A 15,390-nucleotide genomic window follows, 5' to 3' on the forward strand; every position below is an offset into this window, starting at 1 on the left:
CCTTGCCGAGTGCCCGCGGGCCGCGTTCGCCGTCGGCGGTCGCTGGGGCAACGGCGCCCCGGGCCGATACGCTCGGGCGGTGAGCTCCCCCGACTCCGATCCTCTCGCCGTTCCGGATGCCGGAGATCCCGGCGCGGTCGGCGATGGGGCCACGCCGACGGCCCCCGCGCCGTCGTTGCGCGCCCTGGCCACCACGCCGGTGGGGCACCTGGCGGCCTCGATGCTGATGGTGGAGCTGCTGGCCGGCATGCAGACCTACATCAACCAGACGGTGCTGCCGCTGGTGGCCACAGACCTGGGCGCCCGCGCCCACTACGGGCTGGTGACGGCGGCCGCCATGGTGCCGACCTTCCTGACCATGCCGCTGGGTGGCAGCATGCTCACCCGCTGGCGCGCGGACCGGCTCATGACCGCACTCACCGCCGTGCTGGTGGCCGGTGCCGTAACCGGGGCGCTGGCGCCGAACGTGGGCGTGTACGTGGTCGGCGAGGTGCTGCGGGGGCTGGCGGCCGGCGCCCTGGCGACGGTGACCATGGGGGTGCTGGTGGCGGGTCTGCCGGAGGCGTGGCGGCGGCTGTTCCTGGCAGCCGGGTCGGCCACCTGGGTCGTCTCCTCCATCCTCGGTCCGGGCTACGCGGCCGCGGTGTCGCAGGCATGGGGGTGGCGCTGGGCACTGGTCGTGTACGTGCCGCTGCTGGTGGTGGCGCGCCTGGTGATGGCCCGGGAGATCCGCGGCCTGCACGTGAGCGACGACGAGTCCCATCCCCCGCTGGTGCCGGCCCTGGTGATGGCCGCCGGCGTGGCGGCGATCGGGGCGGTGCCCGCGGCGTCGGCGCTGTTCGCGCCGGTCGGAGCGGCCGGGACGGCCGCAGTGGTGTGGGCCTGCGCCCGGGTGTTCCCCACCGGGACCATGCGTCTGCTACCGGGGCGGCGGGCGGCGCTGGCCACGCTCGCCTGGCTGTGCGCCGCCTATTTCACGCTGGACTACCTGGTCTCCCCCGCCGCCCACGATGTGCTCGGCCTGGGACCGACTGCGATCGGCTGGGCGCTGACCTGCGCTGGGCTGGCCTGGTCGTCGATCGCCATTTGGACGGCGGCGCATCCGGCCCGCGAGCCGCACCGATACCGGATGCGGGTGGGCGTCGGCGGGGCGTGCCTGGCGATCGGCGGGGCCGTGCTGACGGCGGCCTTCGGCGGGGCGGCGCCCTGGTGGGGGCTGCACGTGGGCTTCGCGACGGCGGGCGCCGGGATGGGGATCATCCACCAGGACACAATGATCCGCTGCGTGACCGCGCCGGAGGACCTGGGCGGCGCGCCGGACGGCATCTCCCAGGCGCGGGCGGCCACGTCGGCGACCGTGGCGAACGCCGCCGGCGCTGCCGCCCTGGGCACGCTGGCGACCACTTTCGTGGCGCCGTCGGCGGCCGGCGTGCAGGCGAACCTGCTGGTGCCGACGACGGCGGTGCTCACCCTCGCCCTCGCCCTCACCCCGCTGCTGGCCCGCCGGGCGGCCTGAAGCGGAATCGCTTATGACCGCGGCCGCCCGCGCCCGGTAGGGTCGGCCGCGTGAGCGAGCAGCACTACTTCACCGCCTCCCCCGAGGCCCCCGCCGAGGAGCGGCGCCACCACTTCGTCATCCGCGGCACCGAGCACGACGTGACCACCGCCTCCGGCGTGTTCTCCGCCGACCGCCTGGACCTGGGCACCCGCGTGCTGCTGCGGCAGGTGGCCGACCCGCCGCAGGAGGGCACCTTCCTGGACCTGGGCTGCGGCTGGGGCCCGCTCACCCTGGCCCTTGCCGACGCCGCCCCGCAGGCCACGGTGCTGGCCACGGACGTCAACGAGCGCGCGGTGGAACTGACCGGGCGCAACGCCGCCGAGGCCGGGCACACCCACGTGCGCGCCGTTACGGCCGACGCACTGCTGGAGGAGCTGCGCGGCTCGGGCACGCGCTTGGACCTGATCTGGTCCAACCCACCCATGCGGATCGGCAAGCCGGCGCTGCACGCGCTGCTGACTGACTGGTTGGAGCTGCTGGCCGACACCGGGGAGGCCTGGCTCGTGGTGCAGCGCAACCTGGGGGCGGACTCGCTGGCCAAGTGGCTGGGCGAACAGGGCTGGCAGGTGGACCGGGAATCCTCCTCCAAGGGCTACCGCCTCCTGCGCGTCACCCGCTGACCCTCGCCGAGATCGGTCGAAGTTACGTGCCGAGATCGGTAGAAGTAACGTGCCGAGATCGGTCGAAATGGCTCGTCGAGCCCGGCGGACACAGCACGCCCCGTTGCTCCCCCCGCTACCGCATCGCCCCAGTAGCAGCTGTGTTCGTGATCACGGGTCAGGGTTTGCTGACCATCGTCTCCAGGGTATAGTTGCTTCCGGTTTTGAACACTCGTCGGAGAGACTGAGGGGGCACGGACGTGACCGAGTCGTTCCCGTTGCAACCGTCGCCCGGAGTGGCTCTCACGGGCCGGGCGGCCGCACAACAGCTAACAGTCATGGGGCTCGATGCCGACCTCCTGACCGAGGCATGTCACGAGGGGCTCCAAGCCGCCATCAACCAACACACGCCATTCGATCCCGTCATCGCCTTCGGCTTTGAGCACTGGGAGAAGACCGTCAGCGCCGTACGCAAGTATCTGGACATCCGCGGCTGGCAGGCCCACGACCGCGCCAATGCACCCCGCTCGGTAAGCCCGGAGGGTCTTGCCGCCATCGCCGTTATGGGAGGGAACGCCAGCACCGGAAACCCAGACCAACGGCCCACCAACGCGAGAAGCAAGGGTCCTACCCTCCGCGGCGAGGTTGACGATAACGCCGTCCTTTCACATATCCAGCTTGTCCACCAGCTCGCCCTCGACCTGTCCGAAGGGGCAACAACCGTGGATACCGCCGTGGCTCGGGGTGCTTCACTGCGCACCTGGATACTGTTGTATTTCTGGGATCGCAGTGAAAACACGCTTCGCTGCGAGCTCTCGCTCCCCACTGCGTGCGACGACGGCGTCATCACGCAGTGGCATACCCGCATCATCCTGCCGGAAGTACCGCTGGAGCCCGTTGGTCTCGAGGCGATCCCACCACGGCGTCCCACCGACGACGTCGACTTCGACGTGGTGGCGCTATAACACTCATCCCGGCAGCATCGACTCAATCAAGACATGTCCATCCACCCCACACGTGTCACGATCGCCCGCGAACGCGGCGGCTTGTCCCGGGTAGACCTGGCCACCGCCGTCGGCGTGACCACTCGTACTCTCACCACCTGGGAAGACAGCGGCGCCCCCGTCACCAGGGCCGACGCGCTCGCTGCCGCCACCGCGCAGCCCGTGGCGTTCTTCCAAGCGAATCCGGCTGCCACGGTGGCCGATGAGCGGATCTTCTTCAGAGCGCGTCGCCGTACGAGCGCAGTTCTCCTGCACCAGGCCACCGCCCTCGGGTCTCTGGGAATGGACATGTTCAGCGAGATGAGCCGGCGGCTTGGCCTGCCTGCGCTCACACTTCCGGAACTCGATCCGGGTCTGTCCCCTCAGGCGGCCGCTGAGGCGGTACGCCTGCAATGGGGCTTGGGCGACTTCCCACTGCCGAACCTCGTGCAGCTCGTTGAGTCCCACGGCATTCGGGTGCTGGGTATCCCGGCGGCCGAGCAGGACGTCGACGCCTTCAGTTTCTGGGGTCAGGATGCCCGCCCATACGTGTTCCTCGCCCGCCGGAAGACGCCGGAGCGGTCCCGCTTCGATCTTGCCCACGAACTCGGTCATCTCCTGATGCACTCCAGCACCAAGAGCGACGCCGCCACGGACCGGGAGCTGGAACGGGAGGCCAATGTCTTTGCAGCAGCGCTCTTGCTTCCGCCCGATTCCGTACGCGCGATGACGCCCTCCGCCCCACCGCTGGACGCTGTTGTCGCACTCGCCCGTCGTTTCGGCACCTCCGCCGTCGCCGCCGCACACTCCGTCCACGACGTCGGAAGAGCTTCCGATTGGGGGCACCGCCAGCTCATGGCCGAACTCACCCGCCGCGGTTTTGAAACCGGTGAGCCGGGCAGCTCGCTCCCCTATGAGCGCTCGCGGATCCATGACGCCCTGGTGAATTACCTGCGCCGGTCTCGAACGACGCCGACGGCCTGGGCACGCGCCATCGGCCAGCGCCCCGATGATGTGGCTGCATTTTCCCTCGGACAAGCATTGTCGGTCGCGCCCTAAGCCCTGATCCGCCTGCTCCTGGACACGGCGCCCATCTACAGCCCCCTGCGGCGGTGTCGTGGCACAAGGCCCGGACAGCTCCTGAACCCGCCCCATATCGGGAGCCAGGGACCGGATCGTCGCCTCGTCGTCGAACACGCACAGCAGGTCGCGCCCCACCCAGGCCTCGGTCGGGCAGCTGCCGAGGGCCGCCACCATCTCATCGGTGACGTCGAGGCGACGCAACTCGTAGACGGGCAAGTCCATCTCGTATCGGCCTCCGCCTCGGCGCGCCGTCAGCCGGCCGCTGAGCGTGGCGAAGGATCGGTGAGGTGTCGACGACGTACTGGCGCATGGCCGCATCCTCAGGCCCGCCAGGCGCGTCGCTCCCTGGCGGTTCCCGTGGTGACGACGGCGATCCCACGGCGGTGCAGCGCGGCGGTCAGTACGCCGCTCCCCTCCTTGCGTCGGCCGCTGTGAGTGCCGTCGTAGATGGTGTTCACGCCGCATGAGGGACTGCGCTCCTGCAGCACGGCGGCCGGGCAGCCGACCTGAACGGCTACCGTCGCCACGGCGTCGGCGCCACGGATGAAGGCGTCGGTGACATCCTCGCCGTCTCGAGTCACTACGCGCGCATTCCCATCGAGCACATCTCCACCGTCTCCTCCGACGATCTCAGCGGGCGGCCGCGGGATCGGCAGCCCGCCCACGATCTCGGCGCACAACGGCAGTGCCAGGCCCTCGGCGGCCAAGGCGACGACGTCGCGGTCCGGCTTGGCGGCGCCGTCGTACCGGCAGGCGAAACCGGCCAGACAGGCACTCACTAGCAGCGGGCCACCGCGAGACGAAGAGTTCACGGCGAGCAGCCTAGCGGGGTTCCCGGGTCGACGCCGCTGAGCCGAACCCGTGTTGCTCATGCCGATTTCGGCACGTAACTTCTACCGATCTCGGCGAAGAAGCGGGGTGGGGCGGCACCGAAATCCGGCGCCGCCCCACCCGCGTTCAGTCCACCCCTCCAGCGGCGAGCGCGCTCCCGCTCAGGCCGAGTGCGGCGAGGGCGGGGCCTTGCGGGAGGACAGCACCTGGTCGACGATGCCGTACTCCTTGGCGGCGGTGGCCGTCAGAATCGTGTCACGCTCGAGGTCGGCGTGGACCTTCTCCACCGGCTGCCCGGTGTGGAAGGCCAGGGTCTCCTCCAGCCAGGCGCGCATGCGGTCGATCTCGTTGGCGATGATCTCGATGTCGCTGGCCTGGCCCTGCACGCCCTCCATGGCGGGCTGGTGGATGAGCACACGGGCGTTGGGCAGTGCCAGGCGCTTGCCGTGCGAGCCCGCAGCCAGCAGCACCGCAGCGGCGGAGGCGGCCTGCCCCAGGCAGACGGTCTGCACCTGCGGCTTGATGTACTGCATGGTGTCGTAGATGGCCGTCAGCGCGGTGAAGGAGCCGCCGGGGCTGTTGATGTACATGGTGATCAGGCCGTCGGGGTCCTGGGACTCCAGAACCAGGAGCTGGGCCATGATGTCGTCGGCGGAGGCGTCGTCGACCTGCACGCCCATGAAGACGATCCGGTCCTCGAACAGCTTGGCGTAGGGGTCCTGCCGCTTGAATCCGTAGGCGGTGCGCTCCTCGAACTGGGGCAGCACGTAGCGGGCCTGCGGCAGGGACTGCGGGGCCATGCCCGCGGCCTGGAACTGCCGGGCGACGGCGTCGAAGTAGGGGCGAGAGCTCGTCATCTCAGTTCTCTCCGTTCTGGGGGCCGATCTCACGACTGGAGCTCACGATGTGGTCGACGAAGCCGTACTCGAGAGCCTCGGTCGCGGAGAACCAGTGGTCGCGGTCGGAGTCGCGAATGATCTCCTCGACCGTGTGGCCGGTGTTCGCGGCGGTGATCTCGGACAGCTCCTGCTTCATCTTGATGATGAGGTCGGCGTTGATGCGGATATCGGTGGCCGAGCCGCCCGCGCCGCCGGAGGGCTGGTGCATGAGCACGCGGGTGTGCGGCGTGATGTAGCGCTTGCCGCGGGCGCCGGAGGACAGCAGGAACTGCCCCATGGAGGCAGCCAGGCCGGTGGCGACGGTGACCACGTCGGGCTGGACGTACTGCATGGTGTCGTAGATGGCCATGCCGGCGGTCACGGAGCCGCCCGGGGAGTTGATGTACAGGTAGATGTCCCGCTCGGGGTCCTCGGCGGCCAGCAGCAGCATCTGCGCGCAGATGGCGTTGGCGTTGTCGTCGCGCACCTCGGAGCCGAGCCAGATGATGCGTTCCTTGAGCAGACGGTTGTAGATGGAGTCGGTCAGGCCCAGGCCCGTCCCGGATCCGTCGGCGGCGGCCGGGGTGGTGGCCGCCGGGGGCGTGTGGAGCTCGCTCACGTCAGTCCTTCCGTGTTCGGTGATGCCAACGCTAACCCGATGCCCGTCCAGCGCATGCCCAGGATCGGGGGCTTTTCGCTCACGGCCCACACGACGACGGTGCGGTTCGCCCACCCCGACGCCGTCGCCCGCCGCTTAGCGACGGGGTCCCAAGGGACGAAGTGTGCCAGAGCCCACCGATGCGCCTACTCAGAACACGGGTAACCTCGGCTCAAGGATTTGAAACGGCATACGCGGTATTAAATCCCTCCGCCAGAGGACGCCAAGTCCGCACAATCCACGCGCAGCCGTGAAAGGAAGTCAGCCGTGCCCACCACGCCCGTCTCCGAGTCCCTGTTCCGCCTCGGTCTGAATGAGGCCCTCCCGATCAGCGAGGAGGCGACCACCTCACGCGTCGTGGTCAACAACGCCGTCCTGCGCACCGTGATCTTCACCTTCGACGCCGGGCAGCTGCTGACCGAGCACGCCTCCACGAAGGCGGTCGTCGTCACGCTGCTGGAGGGCGAGATGGACTTCGCGATCGGCCAGCGTACCGAGCGCATGCGCGCGGGCGACGTCATCTACCTGGCCCCCAACGACCGCCACGCGCTCACGGCGGTCACCCCGTGCCGCCTGCAGCTGGTCATGGTGGAGGTCGATGATCGCGAGTCCCGGGGCTGACATGCCCGGTTCCACCGGGCCATGCACGGCCATCATGCGCACGCCGGGCGCGCGTCAGCCCACCGCGGATCTGGCGGTGCGGCACAGGCAGGCCGCCGCTAGGGCGGCGCTGATCGCTACCGCTCCTGCCGCCCATGGCTGCCATATCTGCCCATCGAGTATCGCGGCATGTGCCCGCAGCGGCCACCACGAGGGCACCACGGCTGACAGGCTCCACGGCCCGCCGCGGTCCAAGACGGCGGCGGGCAGTACGAGCACTACGAATCCAAGCTTGACTCCCGTCACCCCTTGAACCGTCGAGTCTGCGAATGCGGCCAGCGCCAGGGCGGTAACACCCGCCAGGGGCGCTCCGGCCAGAGCCAGGCCCGTGCCCGCACCCCAGCCCAGATCGTTCAATCCGCCTACACGTAGCCCCAGGAGCGCGAGCGGACCGGCGAGCCCCACAGCCAGACCGGCGCGCCAGACCAGGTAGCCGCGCAATGACACCGGGGTCACCGCCACGGCCCGCCAGGTGCCGTCCTCCTTGTCCGCCAAAAGCATGAAGCCGACGACGGTTCCCATCAGCACGGGAGTGATCACGGCGAATGCCACCGCGCCCAACGGCTCCAGCCAGGAGCCCGCGTCCAGGCCAAGATGCGAGAGCGCGCCGACCAGCCCCGGAGCGGCCATACGCAGCACCGGGGCAACTACCAGCGGCAGCACCGCCATCCACGAGAGCAGTTCATCGCGCGTCAGACGGCGCAGGTCCAGTGGCGCCATGCGGGCCAGTGCCCCGATCGTCGTCGCCGTGCGGGCGCCTCCTGGAGTCCTCGCCCCGGCTCGGCAAAAACCTCTGCGTCTCATGACTTCTCCCCGGCCTCGATGCTCATCGCGTGCAGACGCCGTCGAGCGGCTACCATCCCCACCGCGGCCCAGAGCGCCCCCACGACGACGGCGGGCGCCGCGAGCGCGCCCGTAGCGCGGTCGAAGGCGACCTCCACGAGGATCACTGCGGGCTGTAGGGGGTGGAGCCACAGCCACCAGCCGCCGCCCAGCCCCACAAGGGGCAGCACCGGGACGATGAACACCGCGGTCCACAATCCCGAGGGCAGCAGGAAGGCCGCCACCGTGTCGTATCCGGCCACGACGATCACTCCGTAGAGCACCTCGAAGGCGGCCAGTACCAGCACGCTCGCGATCAACGCGGGCCAGTGCCGCGGCGCGTCGCCGGTAACCAGCACCAGCACCGCCGACTCCACCACCGCCAACGCCCCGAGGGAGAGCATTAGAGCGGCCAGGTACTCCTCCTCCCGCGTCGGCGTGAGCGCCCGGGCCGTCAGCACTCCCTCCCCCCGCTCGGCCAGGACCTGCACGGCGGCGAAGTAGAAGCAGGTCACCGTCAATTCGCCAAGGAGAAGGATCGGCCACCAGCGGGTGGGCTCTACCCCCGACCCTCGTACCATGCCCGCCACCACCGCCCCGACCAGCACCGCCACCAACCAGCAACCGCCGACCGTCTGGCGCCGCAGATCCAGCATGAGGGTCGCCGCCGTGCGCCGCACCGCGTGCCTCATGACAGCTCCCGCCCCGTGACGGCACGGAACACCTGGGCCAGGTCCGCCTCCTGGCTGTGGAGGGTGTGCACCCGGCGCTCGCGCAGATCGCGGTGGAAGCCCGGGTCATCCGCCAGGCCGTCGAGGGGAAACACGGACCGGCCCCCGTCCCAGGTCAATACCACCTCACGCCTGCCGTGGCGCCGCCGCAGCTCAGCGGGCGCACCCGTCTCGACGATGGTGCCGTCGACGACGAAGCCGACGCGGTCGCACACCTCCTGGGCGAGGACCATGTCGTGGGTGGTCACGACCACGGTGCAGCCGCGCTCACGTTCACGAGTGATGAGATCAACCATCCGGGACGCGGCGACCGGGTCCAGCCCCGAGCTCGGCTCGTCTAGGAAGAGCAGTTCAGGACGGTGCAGCAGTGCCCGCGCGACGTTCAGGCGTATCCCCATGCCCTTGCTCATGACCGAGGCGCGCAGGCCGGCGTCCTCTGCCAGCCCGAGTAGCTCCAGCAGTTCGTCCGGTTCACGCGTGTCTGCCGGATACATGCGCGCGAAGTAAGCGAGATTCTCTCGCAGTGTCAGGCAGCCGACGGCCACCGGATGCTCAAGGCCGACCCCGACGCGCTCGTACAGTTCGCGCCCCCATGAGGACAGCTCCCGCCCGAGTACCCGGGCGTCACCCGTCGCGCCGCGCAGCTGCCCGGTCAAGACCCGTTGCAGGGTGGACTTACCCGCACCGCTCGGCCCGAGCAGACCGATCACCTCTCCGACACCGACCGTCAGATCGATGCCGTGCAGTGTGGGAGCGGCAGCACCTCGGTAGGCGAATCCGAGAGAGCGGGTGGCGATCGCCTCAACCATGGGCCCGCCCGCCCGTGCGGTTCTGCGGCTGAGGCATCAACGCGGCTACGAGCATGGCGACGACGTCGTCGGCCACCGCCGCGATCTCGGGGCGGTCGAAGGCGCTGCCGTCCGCGGCCGCCTGCTGCGGGCTCACCCCGAACCGGGACACGACGTACTCGGGCACGCCCAGCAGTACCCTCTCCATCATCCAGGCGGCGGTTTCGGGGTCCACGTCTGCGCGCAGCTCGCCGCCCGCCTGTCCGGCGGCGATCGCGGCAACCGCCCACCGATGCACGCCCGCATTGACGGTCTCGTCCGAGCCGAGCACGACGGGAGCGTCGGCGGATAGTGCACGCGCAAGCACCGCCCAGCCGCGGGGATCGCGCCGGAAGAAGTCGCGACTGCCCAGGACCATCGCGCGAAGGACCTCGTCGAAGGGCGCCTCGGGCACCGGCGCGTCCTGGACGTCGATACGCGCGTCCATGAGTTCGCGCACCAGGTGGGTGTAGGCATCGAGCTTGTCGTCGAAGTACTGGTAGAAGCTGCCCTTCGAGACGCCGGCGGCGGCCGTGACGCGGTCGACCGATGCCTGCGCGTAGGAGCGTTCCGCGAACTCCGCCTTGAGCGCATCCATTACGCGGGCACGCTTGTCCTGCGTGAGGTTGAAGAACGTGTCCTTGGGCATCAGTACTCCGTCCACATCGATATGACCACCCAGTCATATGACTGTTGAGTCATACGGTACCTGTCGGATATCGGCGCCGCAATACTCTCGCCGCCTGTCCGCCGCAATGCACGAGGGGCCCGCGCCTTACCGGCGCGGGCCCCTCGTGAGCGTTCCGGGTGGACGTCACTCGGCGTCGTCGGCGCTGTCCGCGGACGGGGAGGACGCGGAGGAGCCGGAGTCGGCCGAGTCGTCGTCCGCGTCGGCCGGGGAGACGATGACCTCGTCGGCGTCTGCGGCGGCCTGGGCCGCGGCGGCGGCGCTCAGCTCGGCGTCGAGCTCGTCGGAGCCGATGAACTCGGTCAAGTCCACAACCTCACCGTTGGAGTCCTTGACCGTCACCTGACGCAGCCCCATGGCCAGCGACTTGTTGCGGGCGATCTCGGAGACGAAGGCGGGGATCTGACCGGCCTGCTGGGCGCCCTGCATGAACTGGGCGGGCTCCATGCCGTACTGCTGGGCGGTCTGCATGAGGAACTCCAGCAGCTCGTCCTGGGTGACGGACACGTCCAGGGACTCGGCGAGCACATCCAGGAGGATCTGGTCGCGCACGCCGGAGGTGACGTCGTCGCGGATCTCCTCGGCGTGCGGGTCGTCCTCGGCCTTGCCCTCGGCCTGCAGGTGCTGCTTGATCTCGTCGTCGACCACGGAGTCGGGCACGTCGAAGGAGACCGCCTCGCGCAGCCTCTCCAGGAGGGCGTCGCGGGCGGCGATCGCCTGGTCGCCGGTCTTGCGCTCGGTCGCCTGGCGGCGCAGGTCCTCGCGCAGCTCGTCGACGGTGTCGAACTCGGAGGCCATCTCGGCGAACTCGTCGTCGACCTCGGGCAGCTCGCGCTCCTTGACGGCGGTGGCCGTGACGGTGACCTCGGCCTCCTCACCCGCGTGCTCACCGCCGGCGAGCTTGGTGGTGAAGGTGGCGGACTTGTCCGCCTTCAGACCCACCAGGGCGTCGTCCAGGCCCTCGAGCATGTTGCCCTTGCCGATTTCGTAGGACACGCCAGACACGGAGTCGACCTCCTCGCCGTCGATGACGGCCTTGAGGTCGATCGTGACGAAGTCCCCGGTCTTGGCGGCGCGCTTGACGGACTTCAGGGAGCCGAAGCGGGCGCGCAGGTTGTCCAGCTCGGCGTCCACGTCGGCGTCGGTGATCTCGATGGCGTCCACGGTGACGTCCAGGCTGCCGAGCTCGGGCAGGTCGAACTCGGGGCGCACGGTGACCTCGGCGGTGAAGGCGAGCTGGCCGCCCTGGGGGCCGGTCACGTTGACGAGCTCGGTGACCTCGATGTCCGGCTGGCCCATGGGCACGCGGCCGGACTCCGTAATGGCGTCACGGTAGAAGTCGGGAAGCTTGTTGTTGACGGCCTCCTGGATGACGGAGGCGCGGCCGACGCGCTGGTCGATGATGCGGGGCGGGACGTGTCCGCGCCGGAATCCGGGGATCTGAACCTGGGAGCCGATCTCCTTGTAGGCGGCGTCGAGGCTCGGCCCCAGTTCCTCGTAGGGGACCTCCACGGTCAGCTTGATGCGCGCGGGGTCAAGGTTCTCGACGGTGCTTTTCACGGGGTTCTGCTCCGAATGTATGAATGCGACTGGTAGGTGCGGGGCCGGGCTGGCCCTGGCAGACGCCCTGGTGCGGCGTCAATTCCGGGCCATCCTAGGGCACGGCCGCGGCCCGGTGACAAATGAGCCCACCCACAGGCGGCGGGAACTGCTCACATTCGGCTCCCGGCGACGGCGGTAGCCGGTGCAGGCCTCACTGCTCCATGGCAATGGGCACGCTCCGCCCACCCACCACCTTGGCGAGTACCTGCGCCGACACAACGGCGGCCTGCCGCACCTGCGCCAAGGTGCGGTGATGGACGGCGCGCGCCTCGGCGTCGTCGGCACCGGTGAAGCGGACGGTCACGCGCGGCCGGCCGCGCACGACATCGACCTGGAAGGCCTCGAGCGTCGTCGAGGAGGTCACGGCGGCGCGGGCGGCGGCCTCCACGTCCCGCGGACCGTGACCGGGCAGTAGGTCGGTGACCGTGAGGATGCTGCGGTAGGAGGGCATGGCGGCAGCCTACGGCGCGCGCAGGACGCCGCCGTTGCATACGCGTGTCGGCCTCCGGCTCAGGCCTTCACCCAGCCGCGGTGCAGGGCCAGGGCGTGGCCGGCGTAGCACAGGGCCACGAAGGGCACGGTCCAGTACAGGGCGGAGCGCTGGGAGGAGTCGAAGACGATCAGAATGCAGGAGGCGGCCGAGCCGATGAAGGCGGCGATGGGGACCAGGGGGTAGCCGGGGGTGCGGTAGCCGAGTTCGGCGGCGTCGTGCCCGGCGGCCAGCCAGCGGCGCCGGAAGAGGAATTGGCAGGCGGCGATCGCCATCCAGACGATCACCACCGCCAGCCCGGAGATGGACACCAGCACCAGGTAGACGGTGTCCGCGGCAACCACGGAGCTGAGCAGGGCGAGCAGCCCGCCCACCATGGACAGGGCCAGCGCCACCACCGGCACGCCCCGCATGTTGGTGTGGGCGACGATCCTCGGGATCGTCCCCTCGTTGGCCAGGGACCACAGCATGCGGGTGGAGGCGAACAGCCCGGAGTTGGCGGCCGAGAGTATCGCGGTGACCACCACCACGTTCATGATGTCGCCCGCGTGGGGCACGCCGATCATGTCCAGCACGGTGACGAAGGGCGAGGCGCTCACCCCCGCCTCCTGCCAGGGGATCAGAGCGGCCATGACCACGATCGAGCCGATGAAGAACACCGTCAGCCGCACCAGGGTGGTGCGGATGGCGCGCGGGATGTTGCGACCGGGGTCGGCGGTCTCCCCCGCGGCCACGCCGATCAGCTCGGTGCCGGAGAAGGCGAAGTTGACCGTGAGCATGGTGGTCAGAACCGCCCCGAGGCCCCTCGGGAAGATGCCGTCACGGGTGAGGCCTCCCAGTCCCGGGGCGGGCGAGCCGTCGATCATGGGGATGAGGCCGACGATGGCCAAGGTGCCGAGCACGATGAAGGCGATGATGGCGAATACCTTCACCCCCGCCAGCCAGGACTCGGCCTCGGCGAATACCCGCACGGAGAACACGTTGGAGGCGAATACGACCACGATGAAGATGGCCGCCCACATCCACACCGGCGTGGTGGGGAACCAGTGGCGCATGATGGCGCCGGCGGCGGTGAACTCCGAGCCGAGCGCGATGGTCCAGGTCAGCCAGTACAGCACCGCCACCACGAATCCGGTGCCGGGGCCGATCAGCTCCTTGGCGTACACGTGGAAGGCGCCGGTCCAGGGCATGGCCACACTCAGCTCCCCCAGGCAGAGCATGACCAGGTAGACCAGGAGCGCGCCGATGGCGTAGGCGAGCACGGTCCCCAGCGGGCCGGCCTGGCTGATGGTGTAGCCAGAGGAGAGGAACAGGCCGGTGCCGATCACCCCGCCGAAGGAGATCATGGTCAGGTGGCGGGAGCTCATCTTGCGCTGGAGGCGGTCGTGCCTGTCGGCAGCAGGGTCATCGCCGGGCACGGATGACCGTCCCGCCGGCGACGGCGAGGCGGCGGGGCTGGACCCGGCGCGGGCAGTTGGCTCGGGCGACGCGGATGCGGTCGCGTCCTCGTGGTTGAGTTCCATGAGATTCCTGGAGGTGCGTCCGGCCTATCCGGTTAGGGTTGGCTGCACCGTCAAAGGCCGGCGGGTGACAGTAGGGAACGGGAGCGGGAAGGAGCCGACGTGAGCGATGCACTGGCGCGCCTGCTGGCGCAGCGAGGCACGATCGTCCTCGACGGCGCAATGGCGACCGAGCTGGAGAAGCGGGGCGTGGACACCTCCGGCCCCCTGTGGTCCGCGCTGGCAATGCGGGACGCGCCGGGGGCGATCGCGGAGGTGCACCGCAGCTTCTTCGAGGCCGGTGCCGATGTGGCCACGACGAACACCTATCAGGCGAATCTAGACGCCTACCGGCGCGCGGGCCTGAGCGGCCCGGATGCTGAGAACTTGGTGCGCCAGGCGGTGCGGCTGGCCCGTCGGGCCCGCGACGAGCACGAGGCGGCAACCGGGCGGCGCGGCCTGGTGGCGGGGTCGGTGGGCCCGTACGGCGCCTACCTGGCCGACGGCTCCGAGTACACCGGCGCCTACACGCTGTCTGAGGCGGGCTTCCGCGACTTCCACCGCCCGCGGCTGCGGCTGCTGGTCGAGGCGGGCGTGGACGTGCTGGCACTGGAGACCATGCCGCAGGGGCCGGAGCTGCGCGCGCTGCTGGGGCTGCTGGCGGACCAGGCGCCGGGGGTGCCCGCGTGGCTGTCGCTGTCGGTGCGCGATGACGGCGGGGCGCTGCGCGATGGCACGCCGCTGGAGGACGTCGCCGCCTGGGCGCAGGCCTGCCCGCAGGTGCGGCTGCTGGGGGCGAACTGCACCGGGGTGGAGTCGGCGACAACGGCGCTGGGGCGGCTCGCCGAGGCCACCAGCCTGCCGCTGATCGTCTACCCGAACTCCGGCGAGGACTACGACGCCGACACCAAGACCTGGTCCGGAGACGGCAACGACGAGGGCCTGCTGGCCGCTGCGCTGCCGGCCTGGAAGGAGCTGGGGGTGCGCGCCGCGGGCGGCTGCTGCCGCACCACCCCGGCGCAGATTCGCGCACTGGCGGCCGCGGTGTGAGAGCCCGCGGCCACGGTGAGGGTCCCAGGCCGTCCACGGGGTCCGGCAGGCACCTCCCCCCACTTCTTCTTCGTGAGACCGACACGAGTGACACGCTGAACCCGACCGGAGCCGCTGTCGAGGTCCTTCTCAGTGAGGCGATGCGACGCCTGTCGGTTCCGTGAATCAGCTCCACCGAACGTGGCTGCACACCGGAGTTGTCAGAACAAAAACTCCTGACTTTGGTTTTTCATTGAAATGACGCGGAATCACTGGATCGGCGGAAAAGCAGTGAAGGTGCTCCCGTGTGCGACGAGGCCCCCGTCGCACACGGGAGGCCTGCCACTGTATCGAACCCGATCGCCGAAACCGCACAATCACGCGGATTCTAAGACTTAAGCGGCGTCTTGAGTGTGCAACTAAGGCAGAGCTTCCAACCGCGACCAGCTCTG

General features: G+C 69.9%; 16 protein-coding genes. 6 read left to right on the top strand and 10 right to left on the bottom strand.

Going from position 1 to position 15,390, the window contains the following annotated elements; all coding sequences use genetic code 11:
• The first annotated feature begins 79 nt into the window (after nucleotides 1-79).
• The 4 genes from BLR49_RS06030 to BLR49_RS06045 all read left to right on the top strand — a co-directional run bounded on the left by BLR49_RS06030 (nucleotide 80) and on the right by BLR49_RS06045 (nucleotide 4,199).
• Nucleotides 80-1,516: an MFS transporter gene (locus BLR49_RS06030; protein WP_245690503.1), complete on the top strand. Its 1,437-nt coding sequence runs from the start codon at nucleotides 80-82 to the stop codon at nucleotides 1,514-1,516.
• A gap of 50 nt (nucleotides 1,517-1,566) precedes the next feature.
• Nucleotides 1,567-2,178: a class I SAM-dependent methyltransferase gene (locus BLR49_RS06035; RefSeq protein ID WP_092534990.1), complete on the top strand. Its 612-nt coding sequence runs from the start codon at nucleotides 1,567-1,569 to the stop codon at nucleotides 2,176-2,178.
• A gap of 239 nt (nucleotides 2,179-2,417) precedes the next feature.
• Entirely contained in the window at nucleotides 2,418-3,122 is a 705-nt protein-coding gene (locus tag BLR49_RS06040) for a hypothetical protein (RefSeq protein WP_092534993.1), read from the top strand.
• Nucleotides 3,123-3,155: 33 nt separating this feature from the next.
• Nucleotides 3,156-4,199, top strand: a complete 1,044-nt coding sequence (locus BLR49_RS06045; protein WP_092534996.1) for an ImmA/IrrE family metallo-endopeptidase — start codon at nucleotides 3,156-3,158, stop codon at nucleotides 4,197-4,199.
• Between the two features lie 344 nt (nucleotides 4,200-4,543).
• Here the strand turns inward: BLR49_RS06045 and BLR49_RS06050 are convergent, their stop codons facing one another.
• From BLR49_RS06050 to BLR49_RS06060, 3 genes are all read right to left on the bottom strand, one after another.
• Nucleotides 4,544-5,035, bottom strand: a complete 492-nt coding sequence (locus BLR49_RS06050) for a 2-thiouracil desulfurase family protein (RefSeq protein WP_245690504.1) — start codon at nucleotides 5,033-5,035, stop codon at nucleotides 4,544-4,546.
• A gap of 180 nt (nucleotides 5,036-5,215) precedes the next feature.
• Nucleotides 5,216-5,911 carry an ATP-dependent Clp protease proteolytic subunit gene (locus BLR49_RS06055; RefSeq protein WP_092535002.1) on the bottom strand — a complete coding sequence of 232 codons (696 nt, stop codon included), beginning with the start codon at nucleotides 5,909-5,911 and terminating at the stop codon, nucleotides 5,216-5,218.
• A 1-nt stretch (nucleotide 5,912) separates the two neighbouring features.
• Nucleotides 5,913-6,551, bottom strand: a complete 639-nt coding sequence (locus BLR49_RS06060) for an ATP-dependent Clp protease proteolytic subunit (protein ID WP_092535005.1) — start codon at nucleotides 6,549-6,551, stop codon at nucleotides 5,913-5,915.
• A gap of 306 nt (nucleotides 6,552-6,857) precedes the next feature.
• Between BLR49_RS06060 and BLR49_RS06065 the strand changes: the two genes are divergently transcribed.
• Entirely contained in the window at nucleotides 6,858-7,211 is a 354-nt protein-coding gene (locus BLR49_RS06065; protein ID WP_086614688.1) for a cupin domain-containing protein, read from the top strand.
• A 54-nt stretch (nucleotides 7,212-7,265) separates the two neighbouring features.
• Here the strand turns inward: BLR49_RS06065 and BLR49_RS06070 are convergent, their stop codons facing one another.
• The 7 genes from BLR49_RS06070 to BLR49_RS06100 form a co-directional block, all read right to left on the bottom strand.
• A complete protein-coding gene (locus tag BLR49_RS06070) occupies nucleotides 7,266-8,054 on the bottom strand; it encodes a hypothetical protein (protein WP_218121315.1) in 789 nt (262 codons plus the stop codon).
• Nucleotides 8,051-8,764: a fluoroquinolone export ABC transporter permease subunit gene (locus tag BLR49_RS06075; protein ID WP_092535011.1), complete on the bottom strand. Its 714-nt coding sequence runs from the start codon at nucleotides 8,762-8,764 to the stop codon at nucleotides 8,051-8,053. Before BLR49_RS06075 ends, BLR49_RS06070 begins: the two co-directional genes overlap by 4 nt.
• Nucleotides 8,761-9,612: an ABC transporter ATP-binding protein gene (locus BLR49_RS06080; protein ID WP_092535014.1), complete on the bottom strand. Its 852-nt coding sequence runs from the start codon at nucleotides 9,610-9,612 to the stop codon at nucleotides 8,761-8,763. The genes BLR49_RS06075 and BLR49_RS06080 overlap by 4 nt, the downstream gene beginning before the upstream one ends.
• Nucleotides 9,605-10,279, bottom strand: a complete 675-nt coding sequence (locus BLR49_RS06085; protein WP_086614685.1) for a TetR/AcrR family transcriptional regulator — start codon at nucleotides 10,277-10,279, stop codon at nucleotides 9,605-9,607. Before BLR49_RS06085 ends, BLR49_RS06080 begins: the two co-directional genes overlap by 8 nt.
• Nucleotides 10,280-10,444: 165 nt before the next feature.
• Complete coding sequence (tig, locus tag BLR49_RS06090; RefSeq protein WP_092535017.1) at nucleotides 10,445-11,878, bottom strand: trigger factor; 1,434 nt, start codon at nucleotides 11,876-11,878, stop codon at nucleotides 10,445-10,447.
• 193 nt (nucleotides 11,879-12,071) lie between these two features.
• The gene (locus BLR49_RS06095) at nucleotides 12,072-12,371 is read right to left on the bottom strand and encodes an FMN-dependent dehydrogenase (protein WP_092535020.1); all 300 of its coding nucleotides are present in this window, start codon (nucleotides 12,369-12,371) and stop codon (nucleotides 12,072-12,074) included.
• Nucleotides 12,372-12,430: 59 nt separating this feature from the next.
• Nucleotides 12,431-13,777, bottom strand: coding sequence for an amino acid permease (locus BLR49_RS06100; RefSeq protein ID WP_218121319.1), 1,347 nt, complete (start codon nucleotides 13,775-13,777; stop codon nucleotides 12,431-12,433).
• A 255-nt stretch (nucleotides 13,778-14,032) separates the two neighbouring features.
• Here BLR49_RS06100 and mmuM point away from each other — a divergent pair, with 255 nt between their 5' ends.
• Nucleotides 14,033-14,959: a homocysteine S-methyltransferase gene (mmuM, locus tag BLR49_RS06105; protein WP_092535026.1), complete on the top strand. Its 927-nt coding sequence runs from the start codon at nucleotides 14,033-14,035 to the stop codon at nucleotides 14,957-14,959.
• Nucleotides 14,960-15,390: the final 431 nt, after the last annotated feature.

It is taken from the genome of Actinomyces ruminicola (assembly GCF_900103885.1).
Classification (GTDB): domain Bacteria; phylum Actinomycetota; class Actinomycetes; order Actinomycetales; family Actinomycetaceae; genus Actinomyces; species Actinomyces ruminicola.

Excerpts from the sequence above, each read along its gene's own strand:
- BLR49_RS06085 (WP_086614685.1), bottom strand. The coding sequence starts at position 10,279 with ATGCCCAAGGACACGTTCTTCAACCTCACGCAGGACAAGCGTGCCCGC.
- BLR49_RS06070 (WP_218121315.1), bottom strand. The coding sequence starts at position 8,054 with ATGAGACGCAGAGGTTTTTGCCGAGCCGGGGCGAGGACTCCAGGAGGC.
- BLR49_RS06095 (WP_092535020.1), bottom strand. The coding sequence starts at position 12,371 with ATGCCCTCCTACCGCAGCATCCTCACGGTCACCGACCTACTGCCCGGT.
- BLR49_RS06045 (WP_092534996.1), top strand. The coding sequence starts at position 3,156 with ATGTCCATCCACCCCACACGTGTCACGATCGCCCGCGAACGCGGCGGC.
- BLR49_RS06055 (WP_092535002.1), bottom strand. The coding sequence starts at position 5,911 with ATGACGAGCTCTCGCCCCTACTTCGACGCCGTCGCCCGGCAGTTCCAG.
- BLR49_RS06075 (WP_092535011.1), bottom strand. The coding sequence starts at position 8,764 with ATGAGGCACGCGGTGCGGCGCACGGCGGCGACCCTCATGCTGGATCTG.
- BLR49_RS06080 (WP_092535014.1), bottom strand. The coding sequence starts at position 9,612 with ATGGTTGAGGCGATCGCCACCCGCTCTCTCGGATTCGCCTACCGAGGT.
- BLR49_RS06100 (WP_218121319.1), bottom strand. The coding sequence starts at position 13,777 with ATGAGCTCCCGCCACCTGACCATGATCTCCTTCGGCGGGGTGATCGGC.